This window comes from Solimonas sp. K1W22B-7, assembly GCF_003428335.1.
Lineage (GTDB): Bacteria > Pseudomonadota > Gammaproteobacteria > Nevskiales > Nevskiaceae > Solimonas_A.
Genome location: NZ_CP031704.1, coordinates 746,571 through 759,545, shown reverse-complemented (window position 1 = coordinate 759,545; position 12,975 = coordinate 746,571). Strand labels below are relative to the sequence as shown.

Annotated in this window: 13 protein-coding genes; 7 read left to right on the top strand and 6 right to left on the bottom strand. The window is 68.1% G+C overall.

What is annotated here, in order from left to right; translation table 11 throughout:
• Positions 1 to 14: 14 nt before the first annotated feature.
• From D0B54_RS03785 to D0B54_RS03770, 4 genes are all read right to left on the bottom strand, one after another.
• Complete coding sequence (locus tag D0B54_RS03785) at positions 15 to 698, bottom strand: DUF305 domain-containing protein (protein WP_117289338.1); 684 nt, start codon at positions 696 to 698, stop codon at positions 15 to 17.
• Between the two features lie 342 nt (positions 699 to 1,040).
• Positions 1,041 to 1,601 (bottom strand): histone, encoded by a 561-nt coding sequence (locus D0B54_RS03780; RefSeq protein WP_117289336.1) that lies wholly within the window; start codon positions 1,599 to 1,601, stop codon positions 1,041 to 1,043.
• A gap of 156 nt (positions 1,602 to 1,757) precedes the next feature.
• On the bottom strand, positions 1,758 to 2,087 hold the full coding sequence (locus tag D0B54_RS03775; protein WP_117289334.1) for a hypothetical protein: 330 nt from the start codon (positions 2,085 to 2,087) through the stop codon (positions 1,758 to 1,760).
• A gap of 128 nt (positions 2,088 to 2,215) precedes the next feature.
• On the bottom strand, positions 2,216 to 3,607 hold the full coding sequence (locus tag D0B54_RS03770; protein WP_205527261.1) for an MFS transporter: 1,392 nt from the start codon (positions 3,605 to 3,607) through the stop codon (positions 2,216 to 2,218).
• Positions 3,608 to 3,852: 245 nt separating this feature from the next.
• Here D0B54_RS03770 and D0B54_RS03765 point away from each other — a divergent pair, with 245 nt between their 5' ends.
• The 4 genes from D0B54_RS03765 to D0B54_RS03750 all read left to right on the top strand — a co-directional run bounded on the left by D0B54_RS03765 (position 3,853) and on the right by D0B54_RS03750 (position 7,013).
• Positions 3,853 to 4,293, top strand: a complete 441-nt coding sequence (locus D0B54_RS03765; RefSeq protein ID WP_117289330.1) for a helix-turn-helix domain-containing protein — start codon at positions 3,853 to 3,855, stop codon at positions 4,291 to 4,293.
• Positions 4,294 to 4,360: 67 nt separating this feature from the next.
• Positions 4,361 to 4,861, top strand: coding sequence for a nuclear transport factor 2 family protein (locus tag D0B54_RS03760; RefSeq protein ID WP_117289328.1), 501 nt, complete (start codon positions 4,361 to 4,363; stop codon positions 4,859 to 4,861).
• Positions 4,862 to 4,878: 17 nt separating this feature from the next.
• On the top strand, positions 4,879 to 5,988 hold the full coding sequence (locus D0B54_RS03755) for an NAD-dependent epimerase/dehydratase family protein (protein WP_117289326.1): 1,110 nt from the start codon (positions 4,879 to 4,881) through the stop codon (positions 5,986 to 5,988).
• Positions 5,989 to 5,999: 11 nt separating this feature from the next.
• Positions 6,000 to 7,013, top strand: coding sequence for an NAD-dependent epimerase/dehydratase family protein (locus tag D0B54_RS03750; RefSeq protein WP_117289324.1), 1,014 nt, complete (start codon positions 6,000 to 6,002; stop codon positions 7,011 to 7,013).
• Between the two features lie 83 nt (positions 7,014 to 7,096).
• Here D0B54_RS03750 and D0B54_RS03745 read toward each other — a convergent pair whose 3' ends face one another.
• Positions 7,097 to 7,579 (bottom strand): hypothetical protein, encoded by a 483-nt coding sequence (locus tag D0B54_RS03745; RefSeq protein WP_117289322.1) that lies wholly within the window; start codon positions 7,577 to 7,579, stop codon positions 7,097 to 7,099.
• 232 nt (positions 7,580 to 7,811) lie between these two features.
• On the bottom strand, positions 7,812 to 8,294 hold the full coding sequence (locus D0B54_RS03740; protein WP_117289320.1) for a hypothetical protein: 483 nt from the start codon (positions 8,292 to 8,294) through the stop codon (positions 7,812 to 7,814).
• 379 nt (positions 8,295 to 8,673) lie between these two features.
• Between D0B54_RS03740 and D0B54_RS03735 the strand changes: the two genes are divergently transcribed.
• From D0B54_RS03735 to D0B54_RS03725, 3 genes are all read left to right on the top strand, one after another.
• A complete protein-coding gene (locus tag D0B54_RS03735; protein WP_117289318.1) occupies positions 8,674 to 9,606 on the top strand; it encodes an oxidoreductase in 933 nt (310 codons plus the stop codon).
• Positions 9,607 to 9,826: 220 nt separating this feature from the next.
• Entirely contained in the window at positions 9,827 to 12,148 is a 2,322-nt protein-coding gene (locus D0B54_RS03730; RefSeq protein ID WP_117289316.1) for a DUF6351 family protein, read from the top strand.
• A 73-nt stretch (positions 12,149 to 12,221) separates the two neighbouring features.
• On the top strand, positions 12,222 to 12,959 hold the full coding sequence (locus D0B54_RS03725; protein ID WP_117289314.1) for a GNAT family N-acetyltransferase: 738 nt from the start codon (positions 12,222 to 12,224) through the stop codon (positions 12,957 to 12,959).
• Positions 12,960 to 12,975: the final 16 nt, after the last annotated feature.

Here is a 12,975-nt window from a genome sequence, read left to right as displayed (position 1 = left end):
GCTCCGGGGATCGATCAATTCTTTGTTGCCGTGCCGAAGGCTGCGTCGGCGGTGGCGTCGGCGTCGGCCAGCACCTGCAGCATGAACTGGATGCGGCTGATCTCCTGCGACTGCTCCATCACGACGCGACCGGCCAGTTGGCGCACGGCGGGCAGGCGCGCCTGCACGGCGGCAAAGCGGGCCATGGGAATGCCGCCTTCGTGGTGGGCGAGCATGAGGCTGAGGAACTGCCGGTCACGCTCGCGGCCCTGTGCCTGGCGCAGGGCATTGAGCTGCTCGCTGGTGGCCAGGCCGGTCATGCCGGTGGGCGAGCGCTGGCAGTCGAGCAGGTAGCGCGACAGCTCGGGGCCGGGAGGCTCATTGCCGAGCAGCATCCAGTCCATGCTCGGCTTGCCGGCGAGCTGCAGGGGCTGGTTCCACAGCGTCAGCCAGCCGCGCATCTGCCCCAGCTCTTCGAGCTGCGCAAAGGCGATGGCATGCGCCAGGCCGGGAGGGCGGCCGTCGATCATGAACTGGGCCATGCCGATGGCCTGCTGGTGATGCAGGATCATGGACTGGGCGAAGCCCACGTCGATGGGGCCGGGTTGCAGGCTGGCGAGCGCGCTGCGCGCGTCCTTCAGCGCGCGGTAGCCCTGCCAGCCGGCAATGCCGGCCACAGCGACAAGCAGGGCGGCGACGAGGGCGACGGGGGCTTTCATGCGACGGGCGGGCGGCTGCGGCCGGCAAACGCCGACGCGTTGGCCAGGGCCGGGGCCGGCCGGAAAAACGGGACCATCGTGGAAGCTCCTCGGCGTGTTGCGGCGGGCGGCTTGGCTAGCCTGCCTCTGGTGTGATGCGTGAGCGCAAATTAGCACATTCCGCAGGGGCTACAGGGCGGTGGAGCGCAGGAGTTCCTGCCCTGGAGGGCAGCAATCGGTACAGCAGCCAGGGGGCCGGGAAATGAAAAAGGGCCGGGCCCGACTTGCCACGGAGGAAGTCGGACCCGGCCCTTTTTTCTCTTTCGCCTTGGGAAAACCCGAGGGGCTGTCCCGGCTTGCGCTTTAGGCAGGCGTTACGTCACTGGTGATGCCGGAAGCTTCAGCCGGGGCGGGCGCTTCCTGTGCCGGTACGACGACGGCGGCGGCAACGGGAGCCTTCTTCGCCGGCTTGCGGACGGCCTTCTTCACCAGCTTCTTCACGGGCTTCGCGGCCGGCTTGGTCGCCGGCTTGGAAGCGGCCTTCTTGGGGGCAGCCTTCTTGGGAGCGGCCTTCTTGGCGGGAGCCTTCTTCGCGGCCACCTTCTTCACGGCCTTCTTGGCCACTGCCTTCTTGGCCACTGCCTTCTTGGCAACTGCCTTCTTCGCCGGCTTCACGGCGGCTTTCTTCGCCACCTTCTTCACGGCCTTCTTCGCAGCCTTCTCGGCCTTCTTCGCGGCCTTGGCGGCCTTCTTCTCGGCCTTCTTCACGGCTTTCTTGGGCGCTTTCTTGGCAGCCAGCTTCTTCACCGGTTTCTTCGCGACCTTCTTCTCGGCCTTCTTTGCGGCTTTCTTTGCGATCGCCTTGCCGGAATTCTTGGTCGCCTTCTTCGCGTCCTTCTTGGCTGCCTTCTTCTTCCCCGCCATGTCGAAATCCTTATAGATCCACAGGAAAAGCCCTGCATGGGAGCGAGTAGAGCAAACACTACGCTTTGTCACAATCTAATTTTGACGAAGAACGAAAATAAACCTTCAAAAGTACCCGGGGATATCAGGGTTCACCGCGCTCAGGCGCCCCCGCTTTCAGGCCTGCGCACCCAGCAGGAATTTCCTCACGTCGCCCTGGGCGCGGTGCAGCGCGAACAGCAGGTAAGGCAGCGTGAAGAGCCCGCCCATCAGGCACAGCAGGGCGCAGATCCCGCCCGCCCGCTTCGATTTCTCGCGCCAGAACACCCAGGCCGCGAACAGCAGCAGGTGGATCAGCAGGTCGGCGTTGAACTGCAGACGCCAGGGGTGGGCGAGGTCGGTGAGGAAGACCATGCCGCCGTCGCTGCCGAGGGCCAGCACGGCGCGCAGGGTGATGCCGAGGATCAGCAGCCACAGCAGGATGGCGGTGAGCTGGAGAGGTTTCATTGGTTTTTCCTTTTTTGCCGTGTGCGCTGTTTGCGCTGTTTCGCCCGCGCGAATGATGCGGTTTGCTCCGCATCCTACGGGCCTGCGGGGAAGCGGGAATCACCCGTGCCGAGGGTGCCGGTCCGGCGCTACGGGGTGAGAGGTCTCTTGCCGGCGGCCATGGCGATGACAAGGGCCAGGAGGATCAGGATCGCAGCGACCGCGAACGTGAAGTGCGTGCCGTGGGCGACGGCTTCGGCGCTGGCCGAGCCGATGTCGGTGGCCGCCGATGCGGCGGCAAAGACGGCGCCCATGGCGGAGGCGCCGGTGATGAGGCCGAGGTTGCGCGACAGGCTGAGCACGCCGGACACCAGGCCGCGCTGATCGGGGCGCACGCCGGCCATGACGGCGGTGTTGTTGGCGACCTGGAACAGGGCGTAGCTGGCGGTGAGGAGGACCAGGGGGATGACGTAGCCGGGAATGCCGAGCGCGGCCGGCAACAGGGCCAAGGCGACGCAGGCGAGCGCCATGCCGGTGAGCCCGACGACGCCGAGGCGCCGTGCGCCGTAGCGGTCGACTCCGCGGCCGGCGGGCAAGCCCACGAACGCGGCGACCAGCGGGCCGGCGGACATGACGATGCCGACCAGCGCCGCAGGCAGTGCCAGCGCGCGGGACAGGTGGAACGGGCCCACGACCAGCGTGGCCATCATCACGGTGGCGACCAGGGCGCTGCTGGCCAGGCCGGCGCTGAGCACGGGATCGCGGAACATCGCCAGGCGGATCAGGGGTGCGGCCGCCCTGCCCTCGACGAAGATGAAAAGCGCGGTGCCGACGGCGGCGGCGAGCAGCAGGGCGAGGTTGAGCGGGCCGAGGCTGCCGCGCCCCAGGGTCATGGCCAGCGCGTAGGCGGCCAGCGTGAGGGCCAGCAGCAGCGTGCCGAGGCTGTCGAAGCGCAGGCGTGCAGCCGGAGCAGGAGGGATATCGGGCAGGTATTGCCGGCAGAGACGCAGCGCCAGCAGGCCCAGCGGCAGGTTGACGAGGAAGATCGCACGCCAGCCCAGCGTGGAGATCAGCAGGCCGCCCAGCGCGGGCCCCAGCGCGGTGCCGACGGCGGACATGGTGCCGAGCAGGCCCATGGCGGCACCGCTGTGTTCGCGGGGCACGATCTCGCCGACGAAGGCCATGGTCAGCGACATCATCACGGCGGCGCCCAGGCCCTGCACGGCGCGGGCGCCGACCAGCAGCCACAGCGTCGGGGCGATGGCGCAGAGGACCGAGGCGGCGGTGAACAGGGCGGTGCCGCCCAGCAGCAGGCGCCGGCGGCCGGCGAGGTCGCCGAGCCGGCCGGCGCCGACGATGAGCGTGGTGATGGCCAGCAGGTAGGCCAGCACGATCCATTGCACCTGCTGGAAGCTGGCGGAGAAGGCCTGCGCCAGCGTCGGCAGGGCGACATTGGCGATGCTGGTGCCCAGCGAGGACAGCAGCAGGGACAGCGACAGGGCGGCCAGGGGCCAGGTGGGGCGTGGGGTGGGGTTCTTCAACTCGCGGACAGGCTGGCCCTGTAGAGATTCACAGAAACCCTCTCCTCGGCACCTGCTCCTGCGTTGCCCTACCTCGGGGGATCCATCCCCTCGCCCACCCCTCTCCCGCAAGCGGGAGAGGGGCTCCGCTCCTGCCGGGTTGGAGGTGGCGGTACGAATTGAGGTGTTCATGCGGGCTCCCTGCTCTTGCCTTCGGATGGCGATGGCTGCACTGTGCAACTTCAAGTGCACTTGAGGTCAAGCCCGTGGCGGAACTGGACATCAGCGAGGTGGCGCAGCGCTCGGGCGTGGCGCCTGCGACGCTGCGCTTCTACGAGGAGAAAGGGCTGATCGGCTCGATCGGCCGCCGCGGCCTGCGCCGGCAGTTTGCGCCGGCGGTGCTGGAGCGCCTGGCGCTGATCGGCCTGGGGCGCACGGCGGGCTTCACGCTGGCGGAGATCGGGCGGATGTTCGCGCCCGAGGGGCTGCGCATCGACCGGCCCATGCTCAGCGCCAAGGCGGACGAGCTGGAACTCACGATCCGCCGGATGACGATCATGCGCGACGGGTTGCGCCATGCCGCGGCCTGCAGGGCGCCGAGTCACCTGGAGTGCCCGAGTTTCCGGCGCATCCTGGCGGCGGCGGAAGGTGGGGCGATGGGGAAGGTGAAGGGGAAAAGGGCGGCAGGGGCGCAAGGCCGGGGGTAGTGGCAAATTCCGGCCACCAATGTTGTAATCAACATTGTTGTTTCATATATCCAGACCCCGGCCGGCCATGAACGATATCGAAGCGATCCACGACATCGAGGCGCTCAAGCAGCTCAAGGCACGCTATTGCCGCCTGCTCGACGCCAAGGACTGGGCGGCCTGGCGCGGCCTCTTCACCGACGACTTCGCCAGCGACACCCGCGAGAGCGGCGGCAGGAAGATCGACGGCGCCGACGAGTTCATCGCCTTCGTGCGCGACGCCCTGGGAAAACCGAAGCAGGTGACGGTGCACCAGGTGCATGCGCCGGAACTGGAGCTGACCTCGCCCACGACGGCGCGCGGCATCTGGGCGCTGGAGGATTTCGTCCGCCTGGCGCCGGGGCTGAGCATGCATGGCTACGGGCACTACCACGAGACCTACGAGAAGCGCGGCGGCCAGTGGCGCATCCGGTCGTCGACGCTGACGCGGCTGCGCGAGGACATCGTCACACCGTTCTTCTCGGTGTACATCTCGGACTGGCTGCGCCAGAAGATCATCAAGGCCGCGGCGCGCCGCGCTGCAGCCTGAGTTCACCGGAAGAAGGCATGTCGGCAAACAAGACCATCCTGGTGACGGGCGCCATGGGCCAGCTCGGCAAGCGTGTGACGGCGATCCTGCTCGGGCGCGGGCACAAGGTGATTGCGCTGGACCTGCGCAACCAGGCGACGCTGCCGGTGGCCGCGGCGCTGCAGCCGGGGCCGGGGCAGCCCGGCGAACTGCGGCCGGCGTTCGTGAACCTGCTCGACGCGGAGGCGTTGCGCGCGTTGCTGGCGGAGCAGCGGCCGGGCGCGATCGTGCACCTGGCGGCGGTGGTGGCGCCGCCCTGCTACAAGAACCCGCAGTTCGCGCGCAAGGTGAACGTGGAAGGCACGCACAACCTGGTGGAGGCGGCGCAGGCGCTGCCGCAGGCGCCGGTGTTCATCCAGGCATCCAGCTCTTCGGTGTATGGCTCGCGCAACCCCCATCGCCACCCGGAGCGGGTCACGGCGCAGACGCCGGTGAACCCGGTGGAGTGCTACGGCGAGGACAAGGTGGCGGGGGAAAGGATCGTGGCGGCCAGCGGCCTGCCGCATGCGCTGCTGCGCCTGGGCGGCATCATTTCGCCGGACGGGATGTCGTCCACCGGGCCGGAGTACCGGGTGCTGACGCGTGCCACGCCGGGCGACAACCGCATCCACGCGGTGGACGCGCGCGATGCGGCGCTGGCCTTTGCCAATGCCGCGGAGCGGGGTTCGGCCATCGACGGCAAGATCCTGCTGATCGGCGGCAACGAGTCCTACGTGCTGCTGGAGCGCGGGCTGGAGGACGACCTGATGCAGGCCCTGGGCATCGGGCGGCTGGGCCCCTCGGCCAGCCTGCCGGGCGACCCCGGGGATGATCGCGGCTGGGGCCTGACGGATTGGTTCGACACCACGGAGGCGCAGGCGCTGCTGGAGTTCCAAGAGCATGACTGGCGCCAGACGCTGGCCTGGATGGCCGAGGCGATGGGGCGCAAGCGCCTCGTCGTGCGCGCGCTCAGCCCGCTGCTGCGGATGCTGATGCGCGCTCACTTCGCGGCGCAGAGAAGGCGCGAAGGCCGCGGCCCGTATGCCAATCCCTGGGCGCTGGTGAGCCAGCACTACGGCAAGCAGATTCTCGCACCCACCGATTTCTGAAGGAGAGCCGCATGCAGAGCCCGCTGGAGAAGCCCGTGCTGGTCGCTGGCGCGAGCGGCTTCGTGGGCAGCCACGTGGCCCGGCTGTTGGCCGCACGGGGCAGGAAGCTGCGCGTGCTGCTGCGCAAGACCAGCAACGCGGAGGCCCTGCGGGGCCTGCCGGTTGAGGTGATTCACGGCGATGTGCTGGACCCGGCGTCGCTGCGCCTTGCGATGGAGGGCTGTGGCAGCGTGTTCTACAACGTGCTGGATCCGCGCTTCTGGCTCACCGATACGACGCCGCTGCGCCGCAACAACGTCGAGGGCCTGGTCAACGCGATGGATGCGGCGCTGGCCTGCGGCGTGGAGCGCTTCATCTTCACCAGCACCATGGGCACGCTGGGACTGAACCCGGACGGCCCGGTGACGGAGGACATCCCCTTCAACTGGCGCGACCGTGCGTCGGCCTACATCCTCACGCGGCTGGAGGCGGAGACGCGCTTCCTGTCGTATTGCCGCGAGCAGGGCCTGCCGGGCGTGGCGCTGTGCGTGGCCAACACCTATGGCCCGGAGGATTTCCAGCCGACGCCGCATGGCGGTGCCCTGTGGCAGACCGCCAGGGGGGCGATGAAGTACGCGCTGGATGCCGGGGCGCCGATGGTGGACATCCGCGATGTCGCGGAGGCTGCGGTGCTGGCGGAAGCGCATGGCCGCATTGGCGAGCGCTACATCATCGCCAACGAGTTCATCAGCAACCGGGCGTTCTACGCCATGGCGGCGGCGGAGCGCGGCAATCCGCCGCCGAAACTGGTCCCGCTACGCCTGGCGTATTCCATTGCCTGGGTGGCGGAACGGATCTTCAGGCTGCTGCGGCGCAAGGATTACCTGGTGAGCACCGATGCGGTGTTCCTGTCCAACGCCTTCCAGCGGATGGACAACGGCAAGGCGCGCCGCGAGCTGCACTGGAATCCGCGGCCGGTGGCGGAGACGGTGCGGGATGCGGTGGCCTGGTATGCGCAGCGCGAGAAGGCGGCCGGCAGCAGCTGAGCGGCCGGCTGCGAGCCGGGGCGTCGCCTGTCGCTGCCGCGGCGGGCGGGTCGAGGACCCGCCCTACGGCGCGGCCGTCAACACTACTGCAGCGCGCGAATGCACTGCACCTTGCCCTGGTGGCGGCGCAGTTTCTTTGCGGCCTTGTCGCAGATCGAGTCGCTTTCCGCCACAGTGATGCCCCAGTAGATCATGCGGTACTCGCGCTCCCAGTCCACACCCTTGGCCATGCTCAGGTAGGTGACGGAGGTGGGCTTGTTGTCGAGCAGCTTGGCGTAGCGGGCTTCCAGCAGGGTCCGGCAGTCGCTCGTCTTGATCCTGCATTCCTCGCAAGTCCGCCCGATCGAATCCCGCGCGGTCTGAAGCTGCAGCTCACAGTCGGCGTCGTCATTGGCCAGCCCCAGCATCACGCCCTCAACCGCGCCGCGCGGCGTGTCCATGCTGAGGCGCAGCTCGATGTACACCGGCTTTGTGAGCACAGCGGCGACCGCCTCCTGTTGCGGCTTCTTGTTCATGAAGTAGCCCAGGGCGATGACGATGGCGACGAACAGGATGATCTTCTTCATGCGTGTGCTTGACGCCGTCCTTTGCGGAAGGCGCTGGGGTTCCCCTGGTTCTGTTGTTTGCCGGCGGCGCTGCCGGTTCCGCCAAGAGCTTCCCTGTCTTCGGGTCAACGCGCAATCTGACAGCCGAGTCAGGTGAGGATGCCCGCAGCTGCGGCCTGCCGTTTTCCCCGAGGCGGTCGAAGGACTGGCGGCAACTCGTCAATGGACCGCGGGGCTGAGCACGAACGGGCCTCTATCGCGGCGCGCGGATGCACTGCACTTCGCCCTTGCGGGACCGCTGCATGCTCGCGACGCTGTCGCAGATCATGTCGCTCTGCGGCACGGTGATGCCCCAGAAGAGCATGCGGTGCTCGCGCTCGTCGGCGCTGCCCTTGGCCAGGCTGAGATAGGTGGTGGCCGCTGGTTTGTTCTGGAACAGCTTGGCGTAGCGGGGTTCCAGCTTGGACCAGCACTCGGTCTTCTTGGTCTTGCACTCCTGGCAGCCCGCCAGGATCGTGCTCTGCAGGATCTGGTTCTGCATTTCGCATTCCGCCTCGTCCTTGGCGATGCCCAGGAGCACGCCTTCGATCGAGGCCCCGGGGACTTCGAAGGTGATGCGGGTTTCGGCATAGACCGGGTTGACGATGGCCGCGTCGGCGGCTTCCGCCTGCGGCTTCTTCTTCATCAGGAAGCCCACTACGAGGGCGATGACGACGATGATGATGATTTTTTTCATGTGCTTGCTTGACGCCGTCCGGTTGCGGAAAGGCGCATGGGTTCCCTGGGTTCATGGTTTGCCGGAGCCTGTGTCGCTCTCGCCCAAAGCTTCCCTGCCTTCGGGGCGCCGTGCAATCTGACAAATGAATCAGGTGACTGCGCCGGCGGGCATGAGCGAATTCCGGTGGCGGATTCTATCTCATAAAATTATTAAATAAAATTTTTTATATTTAATAAAAAATCACAATCACCAACCCTCTTTGCAGTCACCCCAGGACAAAATCCCTGTCGTTTCCGGTCAAGCCCTGTGCTTGGGGGTCCGCTAAGGTTGCAAGGCGCGCGCGTTGCGCTCCGGCGGCTGCGCCGCAACCCGAACAGCACCACCTGGAAGGCCCGGCGTGACCGAAAAATGGACCAGCGATCAGATCCCCTCGCAGGCGGGGCGTACCGTGCTCATCACGGGAGCCAACAGCGGCATCGGGCTGGAGATGTCGGTGGCGCTGGCGGCGGCCGGCGCCAGGGTGGTGATGGCCTGCCGCAGCCCGGCCAGAGCTGCCGATGCGCTGGCTGAACTGCGGCGGCGCGCGCCGGGCGGCGATGCGGTGCTGATGACGCTGGACCTGGCGAGCCTGGCTTCGGTGCGCGCCTTTGCCGCGGAGTTCGGCCGCCAGTACGCGACGCTGGACCTGCTGATCAACAACGCCGGCATCCTCGGCGGGCCCTTGAGCAAGACCGTGGACGGTTTCGAGAGCCAGATGGGCACGAACCACCTGGGCCACTTCGCGCTGACGGGACTGCTGATCGACAGGATCATGGCGACGCCGGGCTCCCGCATCATCACGCTGGGCAGCCTGGGCCACCTGCGCGCCAAGGCGCTGGCGCTGGACGACCTGGGATACGCGCACACGCCGTACTCGGAGTTCGGCGGCTACGGCAACAGCAAGCTGGCCAACCTGCTGTTCGCGCTGGAACTGGCGCGGCGCCTGGAGGCCCGCGGTGCGCAGACCGTGGCGGCGGCGGCGCATCCGGGCTTTGCCGCCACCAACATCAAGAAGCCGAAGCACGCGCTGCACGCGCTGTACCTGCGCACGGTCACGCCGCTGGCGCTGAAGTACGTGATCGGCACGGGCGCCATGGGTGCGCTGCCGCCGCTCTACGCGGCGACGATGCCCGGCGTGCGCAACGACGACTACTGGGGACCGGACGGCTTCAAGGAGCTGCGCGGCCACCCGGCCAGGGCCCAGCGCAGCGCGCTGGCGCGGGACGCCGAGGCGGCGCGGCGGCTGTGGGAGGTTTCGGAGAAGCTGACCGGGGTTTCGTACCTGGGCTAGCCCGGCGAGTGTGGCTCCGCGTGCGCGGTGCGCACCCTACAGGTGGAGCAATGCTGTTGCAGGGTGCGCACCGCGCACCGTCGGGGGGTGCCCGGGGTATCAACCCATGTCCTCCCCCGGCACACCCCATATAGGTCCATCTTCCCCCTGCTGGGGCGGGGAGGCTGCGTCCTATAATTCCCCGCCGCCGTTCCATTCCCATTCCTATAGACGGGCTGCCATGACCATATCGCGCCAGCTGTTGCTGTCCCTCTCCGTTTTGCTGCTCGCCAGCCTGACGGCCGCCTGCAGCCGGTCTGACGAGGTGTCCGGCGATGCCGGGGGAGGCTCCGGCAGCAGCGGCGGCATGCAGGTCCGCGTGCTGTCGAACCGGGCGGACCTGATCTCCAGCGGCGATGCGCTGCTGGAAGTGGTGTTGCCGGCCGGGGCCGGGGCCGATGCCAGCCAGCTCAAGGTGATGGTGGGCGGCAGCGATGCCAGCGCGCAGTTCACGCGGCGCGAGGACGGCCGGGTGCTGGGCCTGGTCAGCGGCATGGCGATCGGCCGGAACACGGTGACGGCGAGCCTGCCGGGCACGGGCGCGGCGAGCGTGGCGCTGATCAACCACCCGCATGGCGGGCCGCTGTTCTCGGGGCCGCAGCTGCAGCCCTGGACCTGCCTGAACGAGGGCGCGGTGGACGCGCAGTGCAACCAGCCGCCGGAGTACGTGTTCGTCTACAAGTCGAGCAATCCGCTGCTGCCGGGCCTGCAGGCCTATGACCCGGAGAACCCGCCCTCCGACGTGGCGGACACCACCACGGACCAGGGCGTGACGGTGCCCTTCATCGTGCGCATCGAGACCGGCTACCAGGACCGCGACCAGTACAAGATCGCGGCGATCTACCAGCCGGAGCAGCCCTGGACGGCGGCGGTGCCGCAGCCGCAGTTCAACCACAAGCTGCTGATCAACCATGGCTTCTCCTGCGGCGTGCAGTACCAGACCGGCGAAGCGCCGCCGGTGACGCCGAGCAGCGGCACGGACATTCCCATCGTCGGCGGCCAGCTGCTGCCCTTCGGCCTGCCGCTGGAGGTGCTGAAGGACGCCACGGAGTACGCGCTGGGCAAGGGCTTTGCGGTGATGTCGACGGCGCTGGATCACAGCGCCCAGAACTGCAACGTGGCCTTGCAGGCGGAATCGCTGGTGATGGCCAAGGAGCGCGTGATCGAGCAGTACGGCGAGCTGCGCTATACCGTCGGTGAGGGCTGCTCGGGCGGCTCGCTGGCGCAGCAGCAGATCGCCAACGCCTACCCGGGCATCTACCAGGGCATCCTGCCGACCTGCTCGTTCCCGGATGCCTGGAGCACGGCGACGCAGTTCCTGGACTACCACCTGACGCTGGCCTACTTCCTCAACCCGGCCAAGTGGGCGCCGGGGGTGCTGTGGCTGCCGACGCAGATGGCCAATGCACAGGATCACCTGGCGATCCTGAATTCGCAGGTGAGCGACAGCGCGCAGTTCCACGTGGCGGTGCCGACCGATGCCTGTGCCGGCGTCAGCGAGGAGCAGCGCTACGACCCCCAGACCAATCCCGGCGGCACGCGCTGCACGGTGCAGGACGCGGCGATCAACCTGCTGGGCCCGCGCCCGCCGGAGCGCTGGAGCACTTACGAGCAGCAGATTCACCGCGGCTTCGCCGGCTTTCCGCTGGACAACGTGGGCGTGCAGTACGGACTGAAGGCGCTGCAGCAGGGCCTGATCCTGCCGGCGCAGTTCGTGGACCTGAACGTGAAGATCGGCGGCGCCGACCAGGACACCAACCTGGTGCCGGAGCGCATGGTGGCGGTGCAGCCGGCACTGGCCAATGCCTATCGCACGGGCATGATCAACCAGGCCAACAACATGGACCAGGTGGCGATCATCGATTGCCGCGGCCCGGATCCGGGCCTGTTCCACGATGCCTACCGCGCCTACGCGATGCGCGCGCGCCTGGACCGCGCGCATGGCCACCACGACAACCAGCTGATCTGGGAAGGTCCGGTGCCGATCCTGGCCGACAACTCCTGCGCCAAGAACAGCTTCATCGCGATGGATCGCTGGCTGGCGGCGGTGGAGCAGGACACGAGCGCGACGCCGGTGGCGCAGAAGATCGTCGCCAACAAGCCGGCGGACCTGCAGGACGCCTGCTACGACGGCCTGGGGCAGAAGCTCAAGGACGGCATCTGCGGTCCGCTGATCGTGGGCATCTACGGCACGCCGCGCACCGGCGCGGGTGACGCGATCACCACCGACACCAACAAGTGCCAGCTCAAGCCGCTGGACCGCAACGACAACTACGGCATCTTCGGTTTCAGTGACGAGCAGTGGGCGCAGCTGCAGGCGGTGTTCCCCGAGGGCGTCTGCGATTTCAGCAAGCCGGGCGTGAGCCAGCAGCCGACGATCCCCTGGATGGCCTACGGCAACGCCAGCAAGGCGGTCTACGGCGGCAAGCCGCTGCCGGCGGTGCCGCTGAACTCCGGCCTGGCCTGGGCTGCGCCGTCGTTCGAGGTGTTTGCGCGGCCGTAGCTGCGGGATGGCAGGAACGATGCGCCGATGGTGTTCGACACCATCGGCGCATTTTTTTGCGTAGTCTCCGCGGATGGATGCTCGAAGGTACGCGGAACTGGAAGCGGCGGCCTTTGCGGCCTGGCCGGCGCTCGAGGCGGAGGACTATCTGGGCTGGCGGCTGCAGTTCACCGAGGGCTATACCAAACGCGCCAACTCGGCCAACTGCGGGCTGGACTGCGCCGACCTGAGCACGGAGCAGGTAGCGGAGATCGAGCAGCGCTACCGGCAGCGCGGCCTGCCGACGATCTTCCGCCTCAGCTCGGTGGCGGCTCCACCCGGCATCGACGACCTGCTGGCTGCGCGCGGCTATCGCTGGGTCGACGAGTCGCTGGTCATGACCCTGCCGCTGCAGGACCTGAAGGCGGCCGTGGAGCCCCTGGTCACGCAGGAGGCAGGCGACTGGCTGGCCACGTTCCAGCATGCCTCGGGCGGCACCGCGCCCGGGCAGGAGACCCACCTGCGGATGCTGCGCTCGATACGGGCGCCCTGCGCTTTCGCGGTGGAGCAGCTCGGCGGCGAGCCGGTCTGCTGGGGCCTGGGCGTGCTGGTGGACGGCAAGCTGGGGCTGTTCGACATCGCCACCGCCGCCGCGCACCGCCAGCGCGGGCGGGCGAGCCGGCTGTGTGCCGGACTCATGGCCTGGGGGCGGGACCGGGGGGCGGACCTGGCGTACCTGCAGGTGACGGGATCGAACGCCGCGGCGATCCGTGTCTACGAGAAGCTGGGATTCCGGCGCGCCTATCGCTACTGGTACCGGGTGGGTGCGTAACAGTGGGCCGGTAGAA